19 protein-coding genes are annotated in these 18,112 nt (G+C 64.8%); 4 read left to right on the forward strand and 15 right to left on the reverse strand.

Going from position 1 to position 18,112, the window contains the following annotated elements:
- Positions 1–3 precede the first annotated feature (3 nt).
- From OYT95_RS25015 to OYT95_RS25060, 10 genes are all read right to left on the reverse strand, one after another.
- Positions 4–924 carry an LLM class flavin-dependent oxidoreductase gene (locus OYT95_RS25015; RefSeq protein WP_128641229.1) on the reverse strand — a complete coding sequence of 307 codons (921 nt, stop codon included), beginning with the start codon at positions 922–924 and terminating at the stop codon, positions 4–6.
- An 81-nt stretch (positions 925–1,005) separates the two neighbouring features.
- Entirely contained in the window at positions 1,006–1,788 is a 783-nt protein-coding gene (locus OYT95_RS25020; protein ID WP_037231285.1) for an SDR family NAD(P)-dependent oxidoreductase, read from the reverse strand.
- 45 nt (positions 1,789–1,833) lie between these two features.
- A complete protein-coding gene (locus OYT95_RS25025) occupies positions 1,834–2,169 on the reverse strand; it encodes a non-heme iron oxygenase ferredoxin subunit (RefSeq protein ID WP_128641230.1) in 336 nt (111 codons plus the stop codon).
- A gap of 30 nt (positions 2,170–2,199) precedes the next feature.
- The gene (locus tag OYT95_RS25030; RefSeq protein WP_009475503.1) at positions 2,200–2,703 is read right to left on the reverse strand and encodes an aromatic-ring-hydroxylating dioxygenase subunit beta; all 504 of its coding nucleotides are present in this window, start codon (positions 2,701–2,703) and stop codon (positions 2,200–2,202) included.
- Between the two features lie 60 nt (positions 2,704–2,763).
- Complete coding sequence (locus OYT95_RS25035) at positions 2,764–4,077, reverse strand: aromatic ring-hydroxylating oxygenase subunit alpha (RefSeq protein WP_128641232.1); 1,314 nt, start codon at positions 4,075–4,077, stop codon at positions 2,764–2,766.
- Positions 4,074–4,361, reverse strand: coding sequence for a hypothetical protein (locus OYT95_RS25040; protein WP_268789427.1), 288 nt, complete (start codon positions 4,359–4,361; stop codon positions 4,074–4,076). The genes OYT95_RS25035 and OYT95_RS25040 overlap by 4 nt, the downstream gene beginning before the upstream one ends.
- 11 nt (positions 4,362–4,372) lie before the next feature.
- The gene (locus OYT95_RS25045) at positions 4,373–5,569 is read right to left on the reverse strand and encodes an NAD(P)/FAD-dependent oxidoreductase (RefSeq protein ID WP_268789428.1); all 1,197 of its coding nucleotides are present in this window, start codon (positions 5,567–5,569) and stop codon (positions 4,373–4,375) included.
- Between the two features lie 72 nt (positions 5,570–5,641).
- Positions 5,642–6,781 carry an MFS transporter gene (locus tag OYT95_RS25050; RefSeq protein WP_160118521.1) on the reverse strand — a complete coding sequence of 380 codons (1,140 nt, stop codon included), beginning with the start codon at positions 6,779–6,781 and terminating at the stop codon, positions 5,642–5,644.
- A 194-nt stretch (positions 6,782–6,975) separates the two neighbouring features.
- Positions 6,976–7,959: an alpha/beta fold hydrolase gene (locus tag OYT95_RS25055; RefSeq protein ID WP_128641236.1), complete on the reverse strand. Its 984-nt coding sequence runs from the start codon at positions 7,957–7,959 to the stop codon at positions 6,976–6,978.
- Complete coding sequence (locus tag OYT95_RS25060; protein WP_128641237.1) at positions 7,946–9,010, reverse strand: amidohydrolase family protein; 1,065 nt, start codon at positions 9,008–9,010, stop codon at positions 7,946–7,948. Before OYT95_RS25060 ends, OYT95_RS25055 begins: the two co-directional genes overlap by 14 nt.
- A 196-nt stretch (positions 9,011–9,206) precedes the next feature.
- On the opposite strand from OYT95_RS25060, the gene OYT95_RS25065 reads away from it, so the two are divergent.
- Together OYT95_RS25065 and OYT95_RS25070 are read left to right on the forward strand one after the other, a co-directional pair.
- The gene (locus OYT95_RS25065) at positions 9,207–10,013 is read left to right on the forward strand and encodes an IclR family transcriptional regulator (RefSeq protein WP_235214660.1); all 807 of its coding nucleotides are present in this window, start codon (positions 9,207–9,209) and stop codon (positions 10,011–10,013) included.
- A gap of 119 nt (positions 10,014–10,132) precedes the next feature.
- Complete coding sequence (locus tag OYT95_RS25070; RefSeq protein ID WP_268789429.1) at positions 10,133–11,194, forward strand: extradiol ring-cleavage dioxygenase; 1,062 nt, start codon at positions 10,133–10,135, stop codon at positions 11,192–11,194.
- 73 nt (positions 11,195–11,267) lie between these two features.
- On the opposite strand, the gene OYT95_RS25075 is transcribed toward OYT95_RS25070, so the two are convergent.
- The 4 genes from OYT95_RS25075 to OYT95_RS25090 form a co-directional block, all read right to left on the reverse strand.
- The gene (locus OYT95_RS25075; protein ID WP_037231309.1) at positions 11,268–12,065 is read right to left on the reverse strand and encodes an SDR family NAD(P)-dependent oxidoreductase; all 798 of its coding nucleotides are present in this window, start codon (positions 12,063–12,065) and stop codon (positions 11,268–11,270) included.
- A gap of 28 nt (positions 12,066–12,093) precedes the next feature.
- A complete protein-coding gene (locus OYT95_RS25080; RefSeq protein WP_268789430.1) occupies positions 12,094–13,248 on the reverse strand; it encodes an acyl-CoA dehydrogenase family protein in 1,155 nt (384 codons plus the stop codon).
- 218 nt (positions 13,249–13,466) lie between these two features.
- Complete coding sequence (locus tag OYT95_RS25085; protein ID WP_009475490.1) at positions 13,467–13,997, reverse strand: MarR family winged helix-turn-helix transcriptional regulator; 531 nt, start codon at positions 13,995–13,997, stop codon at positions 13,467–13,469.
- 55 nt (positions 13,998–14,052) lie between these two features.
- The gene (locus OYT95_RS25090; RefSeq protein WP_268789431.1) at positions 14,053–15,033 is read right to left on the reverse strand and encodes a quinone oxidoreductase family protein; all 981 of its coding nucleotides are present in this window, start codon (positions 15,031–15,033) and stop codon (positions 14,053–14,055) included.
- Positions 15,034–15,301: 268 nt separating this feature from the next.
- Between OYT95_RS25090 and OYT95_RS25095 the strand changes: the two genes are divergently transcribed.
- A complete protein-coding gene (locus OYT95_RS25095) occupies positions 15,302–16,441 on the forward strand; it encodes a LuxR C-terminal-related transcriptional regulator (RefSeq protein ID WP_037231319.1) in 1,140 nt (379 codons plus the stop codon).
- A gap of 178 nt (positions 16,442–16,619) precedes the next feature.
- Positions 16,620–17,639, forward strand: a complete 1,020-nt coding sequence (locus OYT95_RS44480; RefSeq protein ID WP_328286566.1) for a helix-turn-helix transcriptional regulator — start codon at positions 16,620–16,622, stop codon at positions 17,637–17,639.
- A 1-nt stretch (position 17,640) separates the two neighbouring features.
- Here the strand turns inward: OYT95_RS44480 and OYT95_RS25105 are convergent, their stop codons facing one another.
- Positions 17,641–17,961, reverse strand: a complete 321-nt coding sequence (locus OYT95_RS25105) for a 2Fe-2S iron-sulfur cluster-binding protein (RefSeq protein ID WP_037231323.1) — start codon at positions 17,959–17,961, stop codon at positions 17,641–17,643.
- Positions 17,962–18,112 lie beyond the last annotated feature (151 nt).

Below are 18,112 nucleotides of genomic sequence, written 5' to 3' on the forward strand. Positions count from 1 at the left end.
ACGTCAGCGGTGATGGTCGAGGAGCAGCGAGCGGACCGAGGCCGTGTGCTCGATGGCCGATTCCATCGACGTGGTTGCCGGGACCAGGGTGATGTTGTCGGCGCCTGCCTCGACGAACGAGTTCAGCCACTCGGCCACCTGCTCGGGGGTGCCGGCGGGTGCGAGATGTCGGAACTTCTCGCGCGGCAACTGGTACAGCGCCTGCATTTTCTCGCCGACCAGACGATCTGCGACCGCGGCATCGGTGTCGAGGCCACACCACACGTTGACACCGAACGAATCCGGAGCGCGGTTCTCCTTCGCTGCGGCGTCGAGGATCGCGGTTCGCGTCTCGGCGAAGCGCCGCGGAGTGCAGAAGATACCGAGCCAGCCGTCGCCGTACCGGGCGGTGCGTCGGATGGCGGATTCGCCGCGGCCACCGATCAGGATCGGCACCTGCGGTTGAGGCATCGGCAGGATGCGCGCGCGGTCGAGGGTGAAGAACTCGCCGTGATGCGTGACCTCCTCGCCGGTGAGGACGGCGCGCAATACGTCGAGGGTCTCGTCGAGGCGACGGCCGCGGGTGCTGGGGTCGACCCCGCTGTTCGAGATCTCGGAGCGGTCCTCGCCGCCCACACCGGCGCCGAGGACCAACCGGCCGGGAGCGATCTGCGACAGCGTCGCTATCTGGCGCGCAGCGAGCATCGGATGCCGCAGACCGAGCAGGTAGACACCGATGATCACCGACAGCGTGTCGTGGGCCGACAGCACGGACGTCGCCGACACCATGCCGTCGAACCCGGTACCGCCGTGGAAGCTGATGTGGTCACCGACGGTGATGTGGTCGATCCCCGCCTCTGCCGCGGAATCGAGGAGAAGCCGCCGATCTGCGGGTTTCGGCACAAGGAGTGCGTCGGTGACCGACAATCCCACTCTGATCGACACGCTGATCTCCTCTCATGCGAATGGACTGACCATAAACTTTCCAACCAGCGGATGGCAAGGCCGGGGTGTGCAACGCCGTGGTCACAGCATCGAGCTGCCACCGTTCACGCTGATCACTTGACCGGTGACGTAGGACGCTTCTTCGGACGCGACGAAGGCAACTGTGGCCGCTACTTCTTCGACCGTTCCAGGGCGATCCATCGGGATGAGGGTGCGCATCTGGGCGCCGAATATCGCCATGTCGTCTTTCACTTCGGGCGGTGCGGAGGCCAACTTGGCGGCGGCCTCCGGCGTCTCGATCCATGCCGGAGCGACCGTGTTCACGGTGATTCCGGAATCCGCGAACTCCCGTGCGAGCCCGGTTCCGAATGCATGAACTCCACCCTTCGCGGCGTTGTAGATCGCGTGCCGGTACAAACCATTGCGTACGGATTCGGCTCCGATGTGGACGATCCGGCCGTATCCGGCGTCCACCATGTGGGGTAGTGCTTCGAGCGTGGTGTACAGGGTGGTCCAGAGATTGCGGTCGATGGTGGCCCGCAATGTTTCCTCGGTGTGGTCGAACGTCGGAAGGATGACGCCGCCGCCCGCGCAGTTCACCAGCACGTCTATCGCACCGCGTTCGGTGACCGTCCTCCGGATGAGGTCGGCGGCATCCTCTCGTTGCGAGAGGTCTCCGACGACCGTGGTCACCGACGCCGCGTTGCCGGGCCGAAGGTGTTCGGCGACCGCCTCCACGGCGTCCGCACTGAGGTCTCCGAGAACGAGATCGGCACCCTCGTCCGCCAGCCGCACGGCGATGGCGCGGCCGATGCCGCTGCCGGCCCCGGTGACAACCACGGTCCGGCCTTTGAACCTGTTCATGTTGTGGTATTACCTTCCGCTGGAATGCGCTGCACGCGAAAGCGTTCAGCCTTCGTTCGGTGCTATGTACACCCGGCCGTCGGTCACGACAGTTCGGTACTTCTTCAGTGCGAGAACCGCGGGAAAGCACAGGGGCGCCCCGGTGCGGACGTCGAACCGGGCCATGTGGAGCGTGCAGAGCACCTCGTGCCCCTCGAGCTCGCCCTCCTCGCCCAGCGACCACTTCTCGTGACTGCAGGAGTCGGACGTGGCGAAGAACTCGCCGTCGACGCGAAAGACGGCGATCCCGCCATCCGCGTCCAACCGGAGGTTTTCACCGTCGGTCAGATCGTCCTCGTTGCACGCGAAGATCAGTGCTTCGGTGGACACTTCTGGTGCCATGGTCGGCCCTCTCGTAAAGCGCGGATGCGTTCAGATGATGAAGCTGATCTTGCCCTGGGGATCGAGCATGTCGTGAGCCAGAACGGCACGCTTTCGACGGATCAGGAACGACGAGTTCCGGGGGACGAGCTCGTACTCGTATCGGCCGACGTACGTGTCGAACTTGCCGGCCTTTGCCCGGTTGATGATGAAATTTGCGGTGACGGAGATCGATTCGTCGGTTTCGTCGAGAATCTGCACGTTGCCGACGATCCGGCTCGTCTGAGAATGCGGAAACTCGGCGTGCGCTTCGGGCTTCTTGAGGCGGATCACGCGTTGTTCGAGCATGGTGCGACCGTCGTGGATGAGCGACCAGGTGAGACCGGGGTCTGCGTCCGGACGGTCCGTGGCGGGCACCTCGTACGTGCAATCGAGAGTGAACAGATCGAGCCACTCCTCGAGCCGCCATCGATCGATCAGGCCGGCTTCGTGGAAGAGGAACTCCTCGACTGCGCTACGAGTGGTGATGGACGGTGTCTCCGATACGGAAGTCATAGGGATGTCCTTCTGAGATGACGAGCTGCGTTGTGGATGATTCGGTGTGATCCAGCGAGGTCAGGCATCGACACCCTGTTTGTCGAAGGGGACGAAGGACGTTCCCTCGGTGGGGAGCTGTTCTCCGGTGATGCGCCTGTTCCATTCTCGCCACCACGACCGCATCTGCAGTTCGTCGTTGGCCGCCGGGACGGGCTTGCCCATTCCCTTCGACACGTCGGACCAGCCGACTTCGCCGCGTGCGCCGAACCCCTTCTGGGCCTGCTCGAGCGCCTCGACATCGTCCGGGGTTGCGAGCCCCGCCGGTCCCCAGAACGTGAGCGCGTTGTTGATGCGATATTTGACGAACTCCTCGTCGACGCCCTTGGGGATGATCTGCCAGCCGGTGACGAGGGTTTCCGATGCGCTGACCGGGTAGAACGTGCGCAGCGTCAGTCCGAAGCTGAGGTCGATCAGGATGAGGCTGGGAAAGAACACCGAGTTTCGTGCGAGACCGAACATCGCGTTGGCGTAGTTCTCACCGAACGCCTGCTCAGCCTGTGATCGAAGGCCGGCGAGGGTCTGCTTGACGCTGTCGGTCGCCAGCGGGAGTCCGTTGGCCGGATACATCAGTGTGGCATGCCCGTTCGGGAACTCGGTGCCCATACCGGCCGGCGCGACACCGTTGACGGTGTCCTTGCCGAGCATCGGGGGTGTGGCACCCAGTTCCATCATCATCTCGAAGTAGGTGTGGTGGACGGATTTGGCGTGGTATCCGTCGATGCTGTTCTCGACGAGGAGCTTCCAGTTGGCCTTCAGCGAGTACTTGTGCGTTCCCTCCAGGATGGCGACGCCTTCGGGGGACTGATCGGCTGCCAGATCGATGAAGTAGCGGGCTTCGCCGAGGAACGTCAGCAGATCCGGTGCGTCGGGATCGAAGTTCACGAAGTAGAGCCCGCGGTAGGAGTCCACCTGTGCGGGGGACTGCAGACCCTTGTACACCACTGCCGGCTCGCTCTTGTAGTCCTCGTTGCCGGGCACGTTGACCAACTCGCCCGAGTTCCGGTACGCCCAGCCGTGGTAGAAGCAGGTGAAGATCTTGGCGTTGCCGGAGCTGTGCCGGCAGACGGAGGACCCGCGGTGCAGGCAGGTGTTGAGCAGCACCCGGACGTCACCGTGGCGGTCGCGGTTGAAGATCACCGGTCGGCCGCCGACATCGCGCGTCTGGAAGTCGTTCTTGCCGGGAATTTCGGACTCGTGTCCGACGTAGAGCCACGTCTTGCCGAAGATCTCTTTTCGCTCGCGCTGCAACACGTCTTCAGAGGTGAAGGCTTCACGGTTGACCCGGAAGAGGTTGTTCTCGCGGTCGTCGATGATGAATTGCTCTGCGGTCATGAGGATGATCCGTTCTGATGAGGTGTCGGGTTGGCTGCGGCGAGGTCTCGGAAGAGCCAACTGTCGGGATCGGAGACCGTGGCCGGAACGACCAGCACGGCGGTGGGGCCGATTGCCATCCAGTTTCTTCCGTCGTCGTCGGGTTCGGCGGGCAGAATCTCGACGGTCGTGAAGACCTCGTTGCTCAGGTCGTGAGTTCCGATGATCACGTTGACCTTGCAGCCCTCGGTCTCGATGTGAAGGATCTTGTCCGGGCCGCCTTTGAAATGCTGGATCTGACGCATGATTACCTTCCTTATCGGGCGGGAGTCTGTTCGCCGACGAGGTCCTCGAGATTCCCGCCGCGACGGTGGTTCTTGCGAAATGCCGCGACGACTCGGGTGTCGTTGACGCTGACCTGGGCGATCGGCTTGTGGTCGGCGTCGGTGTAGACGGCACGGAACCGGCCCTCCGACATCGACCCCTCACGGTGGGCGAGTTCGCCGAGCGAGGGCATCCCGACGATCTGGATCCGGGCGCCGTACTGGTCGGACCACACGTACGGAAGCTGCGGTGCAGGGGGCTCGGCACCGGTGACGATCGCCCCGACGGCGTCGGCTTGCTCACCGGCACTGGTCCAGTGCTCGATCCGAGCAGTCACACCCAACAGCGGATGCCGACGCAGAGCGAGGTCGCCTATGGCGAAGATCGACGGGAAGCCTTCGACCTCGAAGCGGTCGGTGCACTGCACCCCGCCGTCGATGGGAAGCCCACTTCCCCCGAGCCACTGCGTATTCGGTACTGCGCCGACGCCGACGACGACGAGGTCGGCGGGTACTTCAGTTCCGTCGGCGAGGGCGACCCCTTCGACCCGCTCGCTGCCGAGGAAACGCTCGACCCGCGCTCCGGTGACGAGCTTTGCCCCGCCCAGTGTGTGGATCGAGGAGATCTCATGACCGACCTCGGCGCCGAAGATGTGACTCATCGGGACGTCGAGTGCCTCGATCAGGGTGACGTCGAGTCCCCGGCCTCGCGCCGCGGAGGCGAATTCGGCGCCGATGAATCCGGCCCCCACCACGGCGACGCGTGGCCCGGCGGCGAGTGCTTCTCGGAGGGCCGTCGCGTCGTCGAGCGTGCGCAGCGTGTGAACCCCGGCCGGAGCGTCGGGAATCGGCAGCGTGCGCGCGTGGGCGCCGGTAGCGATCACCAATTGCACGTAGGAGAACTGCTCGCCGGTGTGGGTGAGCACCACCCGCCGTGCCGGGTCCAGGCGGGTGGCGCGCACGCCCAACCGGACGTCGAGGTCGAACTCTGCTGCGAGGTCGGGGGTGAGGAGGCGCGGCACGTCCGGAACATCTCCCTCGGCCAGAAGATCCTTGGACAGCGGGGGCTTGTCGTACGGCCAGTGCTCCTCGCTCTCGAGGAGCACGATGCGCCCGGCGAAACCGCGCTGCCGCAGAGCGATTGCTGTTCTGGTGCCTGCAACCGAGGCGCCGACGATCAGGAAGGACATAGTCGAAACGTAGCGACGTCGCGCGCCCGCGTGGTGCGTAGTTCCGGCCGCTGGAACACCTCAGAGTGCAGATCAGCCCGGATGCACTCGTCGCACGATGCGCAGAACGGCCGCTCCTCCAGCGTTGGTTACGACAGCCGCCGCGGCCACACACAACAATGTCGCCGCCGTGCCGATCGCGAACGAACTGTGCAGCCAAGCGATCGCGGTCGGTAATCCGAACCCCAGGTAGCCGAGGCAGTAGACCCGCCCGGTCATGGTCCCCAACCTGCCGGGCGGAGCCAATCGCTCACAGTCGCGCAGGCAACCGACCAACGTCAACCCGTAGCCGATCCCCAGCACTGATGCGGCGACCACGGCCAGCCAGAGCGCCTCGGTTGCGGCGGCGCCGGCGGCCGCGAGCGTGCCGGTTACAACGAGTGCCACTCCTGTCGTCCGCGCCGGACCCGTTCGCCGTTCGGCGGTCCCGACCAGCCGCTGCGCGAGGAAGCCCAAACCCAGACTGAGGAGACATAGCAGTCCGGAGAAAGCAGTGGCGAAGCCGTTCAGTTGGGGCGCGACGATGGACGGGAGGACCGCGTAGGCGATACCCAGCGCGCCGAAGATCCACGGAGCCGCGGGGATCACCAGGAGATGAAATGCGCCGGGGAGTGGTGTTCGCGCCGGCGCCCTGCCCGGCGGTACCGCCGGTGTGCGTGCTGTCTTCGGTGTGAATCGCACGACCAGCACCGCACCGGCAGCGCAGAGGATCACGTGCAGGGCATAAGGCGCAGTGGTCGGCGCGGGTGCCCACTGGGCGAGGGCGCCCGCGGCGCCGGCGCCCACGGCGAATCCGCTGGTCAGACTCATCGCCGACGCTCGTGGAGCGCGGCCGGGTGTGTTCGTCAGCGAGTCGAGCGCCAGCCCGCCGACCACCATCCCGATGCCCAGTGCCACGCCGGTCGACATTCGCCCGGCGAACATCAGAACGGGGTTGTGCGACCCAGCCGCGACCAGGATCGAACCCAGTGCGCTCGCGGGCACGGCGAGGACCAGGGGAGCCCGGGGGCCCCACCGCTCGGCGAGTCGATGGGCGAGCAGAAGCGAAGGTATCAAGCCGATCACATACGCGAACAGCAGCGTGTTTACGGCGAGTTCGCTGTACCCGCGCTCCGCCCGGTACATGGTCAGCAACGGCGTGAACTGATTACCTCCCCACGCCACCACGAACATTGCCGCGCAGACTGAAAGCCAGGTCCGGTCACGACGACCGGGTTCCCGCGCCTCCGTCGTGGGGGTTGGTGACTTTCCGGTCGAAGCAGTGTGCGGCACAGACATCGAACACGTCCTAGGTTTCGCGAGGGGGTGAAACGGCCGAAAGGCCGACACCGAATCCTGAGATTCGGAGCCGGCCGTCGGTGGAGAAGTCAGGCAGGTACCAGGGAGCGATCGATCAACGGCAGTTCGGGGCGACGGTCGGAGACGCCGGCGGCATCGGCGAGATCTCCGGAGACCTTGCCGTCCCGGAAGAACTCCAGGAAGACCGGGTTGAACAGATCGGGCCGGTCGGTCTGACCCTGGTGGCCGCATTCGTCGGGGTAGAAGAACTGGACATTGGGCAGGTGGTCTTCCTGGACGTATCCCCACTCGACCGGAGTCAGGATGTCCTGGCGGCCGTACAGGTAGAGCCCCGGAGTGCTCAACCGGTCCAGACGCCCCTTGGTGGCCAGACGGGCGGCGCGATTCTCGTCTGTCCAGTCGGTGATCCGGCGGTACTGCAACAGAGTGGGCCAGAACTTCGCGTGCGCGTCCATCCGGTCCCTCGCCGAGAGGTAACGCATGTCGATCAGATCCTCACTGATCGCCTCGCCGCGGTGGATGATCGCCTCCATCATCGTGCGCATTCCCTCGCGTGTGCCGTCGTAGGCGGTGAGACGGAACTCGCCCGCCGGCGGTGTCAAATGTTCCGGGACCACGTCGCCGACGTCTCCCGCGATCAGGATGAAGCTCTTGACCTTGTCCGGGTGTGCGACGGTGTAGTTGACCGTGTTCATGCAACCCATGGAATTGCCCGCGAGGTGGAACTCGTCGAGGCACAGCGCGGTGGCGAACTGGTCGATGAAGTCGACGAAGGACTCCATGCCGTCCGGCCAGTACTCCTCCCGCGTGTCCGACAGGCCGAAGCCCGGCATGTCGGGGCAGTAGACGCGAAAACCGTTCTCGCCGAGGTAAGGAGCCATGAAGCGCCATCCCGCGAGACCCGACGACCCGGGTAGGCCGCCGTGGAGCAGGATCACGGCGGGGCCGGACGTGCCGGCAGTCATGTAATGCGCGCGAGCGCCGTTCGCCAGTCGGACCCACCGGCTGGCGAGCCCGGGAATGTCGACGAGATTTTCATCAGTGAGTGCCATAGTGATCTTCCTTTATCGGTGAGAAGTGATCGGTGACGAGCGCGCCCGAGGACAGTCCGAGGAATTCGAGTGCGTTGTCGCGCAGGATTCTCGGTATCGTTCCGGGCGGCAGATACTGTGCCGCAGAGTCCAAGTCCGCCAGTCCACCTTCGGGTTCACCCGGGATGAATGGGTGATCGCTACCGAGCAGCACCCTGTTCGAGCCGAAGCGGTGCACCAATGCCGGCAGGTGGGCCGCATCGAACACCAAGGTGTCTGCATACAGCCGCGATACGAGGTGGTCCAGCTCCTCGGGGAGGTGGGTGGCGGCAATCTGCGCGCCGAGGCGCAGTCGCGGGTACGCCCAGGGGAAGGTGCCGCACCCGTGGACCATCGCGATGCGCAGTCCTCGATGGCGGTCCAGAACCCCGCCGAAGACGAGCGCGGTGGCCGCCAACGCGGTGTCCGACGGCATCCCCAGTCCGAAGTCGTAGGTGAATCCGGAACGGCGCACCGCGCCGCCGCCGCCGTCGACGGGATGGACGAGCACCGCGAGCCTGAGGCTGTCGGCGGCGTCGAAGAAGTACGCCAGCGCCGGGTCGTCCAACTCCATTCCATTGATTCGCGTGCCGATCTCGACGCCGCGAAGACCCAAAACCTCGGAAAGGTAACGTAGTTCGGCCAGGCAGCCGGGAGGTGACCCGAGGGGGACGGTTCCGATGCCGATGAGTCTGCCGTTACTTTCTGCCACCGCGCCGGCGACGGACTCGTTGATCCACCGGCAGTACGCGGCGAACGGTGCGGCCGGGGCACCGTACGCCAGTGTGACCGGAACGGGAGAGATCGCCTGCACCCCGATACCGGCACGATCCATGTCCTCCAGACGCGCCCGTACGTCCCAGAGTGGGCGCCGGACGACGCGGAAGTTGTCGGACCCGCGAACCAGCCTTCCCTCTGCCGGAGAGTCGACCACCAATCGAGGTGCTCGCGAAAAACCTGCGATGACCTCGGCAGGAGGAGCGCCCGGGGGGAAGTAGTGCGCATGCACATCGATGGTGCCGGGTGGAACCACGAGGTCTCCTTTCGTGCGCAACCTGTTGTTCGAGGGAACGTTAGGTGGTCACACGAGACGGCGGCGGCCGCTGTTCCGGGGGCTGGAACCGGGCGGTGAAACCCGTACCCTGAATGCCGGCACGTTGTGACCGCCGTTACAGTGGGTTTCCCCGTGGGTCGGCGGAGCGGAGAGTGCGGAGGCCCGGATGGTGCACATGGCAGAAGACAAGCAAGACGTCGGTGGCGCGGAGAGTACGCCTCCCTCCATCCTGGCGAAAGCGTTCTTGGTCATCGGAGCGTTCAACGAGCGTGATCGGGTGCTGACACTGACTCAGATCAGCAGGAAGACGGGTCTGCCCAAGTCGACGGTCCACCGTTTGCTGCAGCGTTTGGGTGAGCTGGATGTGATCGAGGAACACGGTGCGGGGTACAGGCTCGGCATTCGGCTGCTGCAGTTGGTTTCTTCTATGCCGGTGGACGGAATGCGTGAGGTGGCGTTGCCGCATCTTGCGCAGTTGCAGGCGTGGTCGAAGGAATCCGTGCACTTCGGGGTGCTCCGGGGCAACGAGGTCGTCGTGCTGCAGGCGCTCTTCGCCGTGGATCACGCGCGGCCCATCGGGGAGGTGGGCACCCGGATCCCCGCGCACCTGTCCGCGATGGGCCGGGCGATGATGGCGTACCTGCGTGAAGACGAGCTCACCGAACTGCTGTCCGGCCCCCTCGTCGGAATCACGCCGAAGTCCATCACGGACCCGGCCCGGATTCGCGAAGAATTGAAGCAGGTGCGGGTATCGGGAGTTGCCGTCCAGAAGGATGGTGTGGTTCTCGGCCTGGGCAACATCGCTGCGCCCGTCCTGATCAAAGGCCGGCCGATGGGTGCTGTCGCCGTTCAATTCGACTCGTCGAAGCAGGTTTCGGAGTCGGTGATCAACGCCGTGAAGCTGACTGCGCACCGCATTTGTAGTGACACCACCCAGATGCTCGCCCAGGGTAGGGGAGATCTGTTTCCGTTCGACGACTGATCACCGCGTTCCGGGCACTGGAACTTGCTGTGCGTGGAGCACGCGCACGTCACACGATGGGGAGCGATACGCCCGGCGCGTGTGACGGTGCCGAGGCGCCACCTCAGAAAGGACGGCCAATGGGAGACTTCCTCGCTCTCGGCATGACGCACTACCCGCTGTTGGCGGGAACCGACGAGCACATGGCAGGTCTGCTTCGATGGACCCTCACCGATCCGGATATCCCGGCGGAGGAGAAGGACCCGGCACATTGGCCGGACCGGATGCGCCGCGAATGGTCGGACGACGGCGGAACGGCCGCCGCAACCGCACATCGCGCGGAACTGGTGTCGAATCTGACTCGGGTGCGTGAAGCCGTCGACGAGTTCGCTCCCGACGTCGTCGTGGTCTGGGGCGATGACCAGTACGAGAACTTCCGCGAGGAGGTGGTGCCCCCGTTCTGCGTGCTCGCCTACGGCGACCTCGAGGTGCCCGCGTTCGAGGTGATGAACGAGAGGGGCAGTCCGAACTACTGGGGTAAGCCTGACGACTTCGAGATCGTGATGCACGGCGACGTGTCCGGAGCCAGGCAACTCACGGACGGCCTGATCGAGCGCGGATTCGACATGGCGTACTCGTACAAGAAACGCGCCGGCGCGCATTTTCCGCACGCCATCCTCAACACGCAGTTATTCCTCGACTACGAGAACGCCGGTGCGGAGATGGCGTACCCCTTCATCCCGATAACCGTCAATTGCTATGGGCAGCACGCCATCGCGCGAAAGGGCGGATTGGCCAGATTCGCCGATATCGAGTCGGAGGTGCTCGACCCGGCGGGCCCGACACCGGCGCGGTGTTTCCAAGTGGGTCGCGCGGTCGCGCAGCACTTCCGCAACCGCGACCTCAGGGTGGCGTTCGTCGCCTCCTCCAGTTGGTCCCACGCCTTCCTCGCGGACAAACTATGGCACATGCGTCCTGACACCGAGGCCGACATGCGCATCTACAAGGCCCTGCTCGAAGACGACTTCGCGCTGATGCGCAACTACGCCAGCGCAGAAGTCGTCGACGCCGGCCAGCACGAGATCCTGAACTGGTTCTGCATGCTCGGTGCGGTCGAGGAACTCCGTCTACGCCGGGAATGGTCGGACCTCGTGGTGACCGACGTCTTCAACTCCAACAAGGCATTTGCGGTCTACGCATAGCCGGGTGCGACGGTCGTGGCCGGTGGTTCGAGAACCACCGGCCACTGTCATGTTCCGTGCAGGGAGTGGAGGGTCACGCCGCCGAAATTCCCCCGTTCACGCTGATCGCCTGTCCGGTCAGGCGGCGCGCCGCCGGCGATGCGAGGAAGACGGCCAGTGCGGCAATGTCGTCGGATTCGGGAACGCCGAGATGCGCCTGCTGAGCGGCCTTGGCGAACAGCTTTGCGCTGAATCCGTCGGAGGTGATCCGTTCGGTCGACGCGGTCCCGTTGACGAGTGAGGGCGTCAGGACGTTGGCGCGAATCCCGCTTCGCTTGGCTTCGATGGCGAGGGTGCGAGTGAACATGATGATCGCCGCCTTCGCCGCCCCGATCACCGATTCGCCCGGCGTCGCGGTCTTGCCCGCATCCGAGGCGACGTTGATGATCACGCCACCCCTCCTCGCCGTCATGTGAGGGACGATCTCGCTCGCGAGATACATGGATGGCAACGCCAGTTGGTTGAATGTCCTTGCGATGTCGTCGGTGGGAATGTTCGCGAAGAGTTCCGGCCGAACGTCGGCGGCCGTCGTGGAGACGAGAATGTCCACGCCGTCGAGGATCCGCTCGGCCTCGGACGCGATGTGAGCGGCGCCGTCGACGGTTGACGCGTCAGCGGACAGGAAGATCACGTCGCATGCCGAGTTGACGGATGAGATGTGCTCCCGAGCAGCCTCTCCGCGTTCCGCTCCACGTCCGACGATCAGGATGCGCGGTGCCCCGGCCTGCGCCAGTCCCACAGCCGTCGCGAGGCCGATGCCGGCCGTGCCGCCCACGATCAGTCCACTGCTGTCCTTCAGTTCCTTCGGGGGCGAGATTTCGTGCGTACCCATTCGTGTACTCCGTTCGGGGGTGATGTTGTCAGAGGGATACTGTGCCGCGCGCGAAAATGTCCTTCGCGATGATCCGCTTCTGGATCTCTGCAGTGCCGTCCGCGACGAGGTAGGCGGTGACGTCGCGGTAGCGTTGCTGCAGGGGAGATTCCGTGGAGTAGCCGAGGTTGCCGTGGACTCGCATCGCGAACTCGATCGCGTTCTTGGCCACGACGGGCGGCCACCACTTGCTCATCGACGCCAGCGCAGTGTGCGGCTGGGCCGTTTCCCGGAGCCACAGCGCACGGTAGCAGATCCAGCGCGCACCCTCCAGATATGTTGCGTGTTCGGAGAATTGGAATGCCAGACCCTGGTGTTCGGAGAGTGGCTGCCCGAACGTCTCCCGCTGTTTGGCGTATGCGGCGGCTTCCTCCAGGCTTTGCTTTGCCGCCCCGAGGCACATCAGACCGAGGGCGGCACGGCTGAAATCGAAGTGGTCCATGACCGAGTGGAAGCCCCTGCCGAGTTCACCGACAAGGTGGGATTCGGGAATGAAGACATCCGACAGATGAATGCTTCCCCAGCCCAGCGGCAGACAGCCCATGCCGGGCATGTGGCTGACGGTGACGCCTTCCGCGTCGAGTGGCACGACGAAGCAACTGACGCCCCGAGCGCGACTCGATCCGGACTCGCGCGCATAGACGAGGGCCGCGGTGGCATTCATCGCCCAGGAGATCGCTGTCTTCTCACCGCTCAGGCGCCACCCGCCGTCGACCGCCGTTGCGGTGGTGGTCAGTGCACCTGCGTCGGACCCCGACCCGGGTTCGGTCAGGGCGATGGCGATGGTCTGCTCACCGCGGATGAGGGGAGGAAGATAACGCTCCTGAATCTCGTCCCGGCACAGCGCCAGTTGGGAGGCGACGAGGCCGATCTGGACGGGGGCCGACGCCATGTTCACGTCGCCGTAGGCCAGGGTTTCGGTGGCGAGTCCGAGCAGAACGGGATCCTCGGTGCCGGTTCCGCCGTACTGCTCGGGCAGGCCGATGCCCAGCAGACCGAGGTCGCCGATTTTCTTCATGATGTCGAAGGGGAATTCGGTCGACGCCGCGCGGTCGCGGTAACCCGGGAGGAGGACACGATCACTGAACGCTGCCAGCGTCTTCCGGAACTCTTCCTGTTCGTCGGTGAATGCAAATGAAACCATCGGAGGCGCTCCTGTGCGTTGCTTGGCTCGGGACGGGGAAGACGAAGCGCGGCGCGCAGTGAGTAGCCGGACGGTCCGTTCCGTGCCCTGAAGAAGTATTCTAGGTTTGAATAGTAGGTCGACAAAGCATCTGGGGCAAGGGGTGTCCACCAGGTAGTTGCACTTCGTCGCGGAACGGTGGTCGGACTCGACCGGTCAGCAGGGAAGAGGGGCTGGGCTCAGTTCCCGGTTTCGACGTCGCCGACGGCGCGACGGACCTGTTGAAGCTGTCCGATCACCGCTTCCAGCGTCTCGGTATCGACCGACGCCAGGCCGAAACGAACCCCGGCGAGAAGATCATTCGCTTCCTCGACCACGGTCATGCCTGCCGGGGTCAGCGTGGCGAGAACGGTTCGGCGGTCCGTGGTGTGCGCGCGGCGTTCGACGAGGCCGGCCTTCACGAGTTGATCGACCGCCATCGAGACCGTGGTGGGGTGGACCATGAGGTATTTGCTCAACTTGCCGAGCGTCCGAGTGTGTTCGTCGGACAGTTGTAGCGAAGTGAGAATGAGGTATGCGTTGCGCGACAAGCGAAGTGAGCGAAGCTCCCGGTCCATGGCGCGGACGACCCATTGATGGGTGCGCAGCAACGCCATCGTCGTGGCGAACTCCAGCTCGGCCGAATCCCGCGACTCCGCCCATTCGGTGCGCATCCAGTCGACCACATCACCGCGATCGTCGTCGGCGGGCGCCGGCGGTTCACTCGCCACTGAGCGTCCTCTCCTCGTCACCGAACCACGTTGCGGTCGATGATAGACACCGTTCTCAGCCGTGGGACAGAACGACCTTGCCGAATCCGCTTCCCTGCTCGAGATGCTTGTGCGCGGCCGCCGCCTCCGCGAGCGGGAACACGGCACTGACGGGGACCGGAGGAACGTCCTTCGCGTCGAGCAGCGTCAGAAGTCCGGCGAAATCCTGTGGGCTGCCCATCGTGGTTCCGATCAGTTCGTACTGGCCGAAGTAGAACGGCCGGACGTCGAGGCTGGCGAGATCGCTGCGCGACGCCCCCAGCACGACCAGCCGGCCACCCGGTCGCAGCGCTGCGATGGACTGCTCCCACGTCCCGACGGAGTCGAGGACGAGATCGAACCCCTGCCCCTCCGGGGACAGCGCTCGCGCGGCGTCCGGCCACTCGGGGTCGGTGTAAAGGACGCCGTTGGCGGCGCCGAGCTCCTGGGCCTGCGTGATCTTGGAGGCAGAAGAGGACGTGACGGTGACGTTGGCGCCGATCGCGGAAGCGAGCATTACTGCCATCGTCGCGACGCCACCGCCGGCGCCCAGGACGAGGAGATTCTCACCGGCGCGGAGGCGTCCGCGGGTGAAGAGGGCGCGGTAGGTCGTGAGTCCGACCAGGGGCAGGGCAGCCGACTGTTCCCAATTGAGGCCACGAGGCTTCGGGGCGACGCAGTTTTCCGGGACGCGGACCAGCTCGGCGTAAGTGCCGGGCTGGTGGTCGCCGAGGATCTCCCACTGCGCACCGGGGGCCGCCTCGCGGTCGCCCCACCACAGCGACGGGAGGACGAGGACCTCCTCGCCCGTGTCCGTGCGGATACCCGCGCCGTCGGCGCCGAGGACATGGGGCAGTGGGGACGAGTACTTGCCCTGGCGAACGAGAACGTCGTGCCAATTGAGCGCGGCGGCCTTCAGTCGGACAGTGACCCAGCCCGGGCTCGCAACCGGATCGGGAATCGATTCCAACCTCAAGACGTCCGGCTCCCCGAACTCTCGTAAAACCACGGCGTCCATAGAATTCCTTTCGGTCGTACCTTTTTAATGGTAACATTGTTGCAGCAAAGAGCGCTGCTCGGCCGGGCAGGCGCACGGTGTCTGGTGCCAGCTCTGGAACGCGCACCCTCCCAACGCTATTGGTCACTCCAATCTGTGTGCGGCACGTCTTGCCCTCAGTGTGCGAATCGTGTTTAGTGATGGCAGTCACATATACTGGGTTGTCGGATGAGGAACGTCTGCCTTGTGACGCAATCCGCGTCGTGAGGCAACTGAACTACGGAGCGTGATGAGTCGGACAGCGCAGTCGGTCGCCGTGCGGGACGAGGGCCTCGTTCAGCACGCGCACGAGTATGTAGAACTGGCAGCGAAGATCCTCGGGCCGGGTTTCCGTGCTTGCAGCTTCAATGATGCCTATGTCGCACTCGCCGCTGCCCGACACCAACTCGGGGACGCGCTGACCGAAGGACGCCTACCCGAGGCTGACATCGAGGAGGCGTGCTTCCTCCTGGTCCGGATCGAAGAACACCAGGAGCGGTGCGCCGAGAGCGCGGCCATCAGCCGTGCCGCCGAGTTGCGTGCCGTCCACGACGCCGCGGCCGGGCTACGGGATCTCGCATCCGATGACATCGTTCAGGCGGCACCATTGGCGATCTGTTCTGCGCTCCCGTTCGCGCGCGCCATGATCTCGGCGATCAGTGGATCACTGTGGCGACCGCAGAGACTCCACGTGCAGCCCGAATTCGACGGGTCACCGATGGATTTCTCGTACTTCGTTGATTCCGCGGAATTTTCGTTGTCGGAGGCGCGGCTGGAGACGGAACTCGTCCGCAGGCGAGTGCCCGCCCTCGTTCCAGCGCCGGCAGACGACGACCGGACGTTCAAAGAGATCGTGGCTGTGTCACGCTGCTCCAGCTATGTTGCCGCGCCCATAGTTTCCAAGGGCAGAGTGATAGGCCTCGTACATGCTGATCGTCCTGGCGTGCGGGACTCGCTCGACCCGGACGACCGCGACCGATTGGACGCGTTCGCAACGTTCTTCGCTCTCGTGTACGAGCAAGCGGTACTGCGAGAACGAATCTGCGCGCAGCGGACGCGACTCGCAGCCTCCTTCGACGCCACCGATTCGATGCTCGAACGCATGCAGAAGACGGAACTGGGCCTGCGTCCCCCGCCGGACGTGCGGTCCTCCGTCCCTCGACGCATCGTCGACGAGACCAGCGCGGTGGAGGTGAACGCGGTCTTGACGTTCCGCGAGCGCGAGATCCTCTCCCATATCGCGACCGGAGCCACCAACAATCAGATTGCGCAGACACTCGTGATTTCCGAGGGAACCGTGAAGTCACACGTCAAGCACATCCTCAAGAAGCTGCGGGTGCCTACGCGGGCCGCGGCGGCGGTGCTCTATTCCCACCAGAACCGACGATGACGGGCACGCCATCGTGAACAATGGCCAATCACCGGCACAGAACTCGGCACGGTCGCGAGCCGAGGCCGAAGGTCTGAAGACGGCCACATCGCTTCTCGGCCGCTTGCGTAAGGAATTCGGTTTCGGGCCAGAGTCCCCGACTGAGACGCGGAAGGCGTCACCGGGCCTCGTGCTCGCCATGCTGGACGAGGCGACCGAAGCAGGACTCCGTGGACTGTCGTCGATCCCAGCGGACAAGAAGGTGTCCTTCGGGCGGCTCCTCGTCGAGATCCGAGAGGTCCGCCTCCGTCTGCACGCAACGCCGTCCTCGTCTGTTGTTGTCGGTGCCGCCGACTTCGCAGGCGCCGTTCGACGTCTTCGCGGTGCCGAAACGGTGGCCGGGTTGTCCAGGAGTGTGTGCTCCGAGGCCGCCGCGATGACCGGCCTCGGCCGGGTGTTGCTGTCCGAGGTTCACGATAACGCGTGGACCATCGTGGAGACGCAGTTCGAGAAGGGCTCTGCGCCGGACGTGACTGCACTGGCGTCGACAGCGATAGCGCCGGGGTCGCCGGAGGAAGAGGCAGTCCAGAAACGCGCTGCAGTCCTCGTACTGCCGAATCCGCAGCTTTCGACGGGGAACTCCACGGCCGTCCCAGGTGTCCCGTTATTTGGTGCCGGCGGGTACGTCCTGGCCCCGATTGCGGTCTCTACGGGGGTAATCGGCCTGATTCACGCGTGTCGCGCCGACGAGCGAAAGCCGAGCGTCGCCGAGCGAGACCTTCTCGATGCTTTCGCGGGTAGCTTCGGGACGCTCTTCGAACGGGCCCTAGTCGCCGAACGGCTCAGCGAGCAGAAACGGTTGATCCTCGAACGCCTGCAAGAGGAAAGTCGTGAGGCGGAGGGACTGTCGAACGCCGAAGTCGCTTTCGGAAAGCCGAGTGGCGCCGGTGCGGCGGCGTGGTCGCCGGTGCCACTGCCTTCCGATTGCCGCGCACCGGGCCTCGAGGAACTCACCAGGCGCGAGCGCGAAGTCTTCCAGCTCCTGGCGGCGGGAAAATCCAACACGGAAATTGCGGATGAACTCGTGATCAGCGTGTTCACCGTGAAATCGCATGTCAAGAAGATCCTGCGGAAGCTGGGGGCGATGAACCGGTCGGAGGCGATCTACCGGTACCTCGAGATGACCGACTCCGACGCCTCGTCCCGCCGCACCACCTGAGTCAGCCGTTGGTGTCCGGTACGACGACTCGGACACCGTCACACTGTCCGTTGACGATCAACTGGCACGACAGGCGTGAATGTGACTGCACCCCTTCGAGGTATTCGAGCAGATCACGCTCCTCGTCGGTGGCCTCGTCGAACAGGCCCGTGGAGTCTTCGTCGAGAATGACGTGACACGTTGCACACGAGCAACTTCCCCCGCATTCGGCGATGATCCCCGGAAGGTTGTTGCGGACCGAGCCGTCCATGATGCTCTGGCCGGTCGGGACGTCGATCGTCGACTCACTTCCGTCGGGCAGCACGTAGGTGATCTTGCTCATTTCGATTCCTTTCAAGGTCTCTCGTGTGATCCAAGTCTCTCCTGCGCCGCCCGATGACACGTCACCTCGACGAGAGATCTTCCTACGCCCTTGGGGTGAGATTGCTTCGTCGGGAATCGGGGTAACGAAACGGGGCTGGCGCAACCTCGTT

It is taken from the genome of Rhodococcus sp. JS3073 (genome assembly GCF_026810085.1).
Taxonomy (GTDB): domain Bacteria; phylum Actinomycetota; class Actinomycetes; order Mycobacteriales; family Mycobacteriaceae; genus Rhodococcus_F; species Rhodococcus_F wratislaviensis.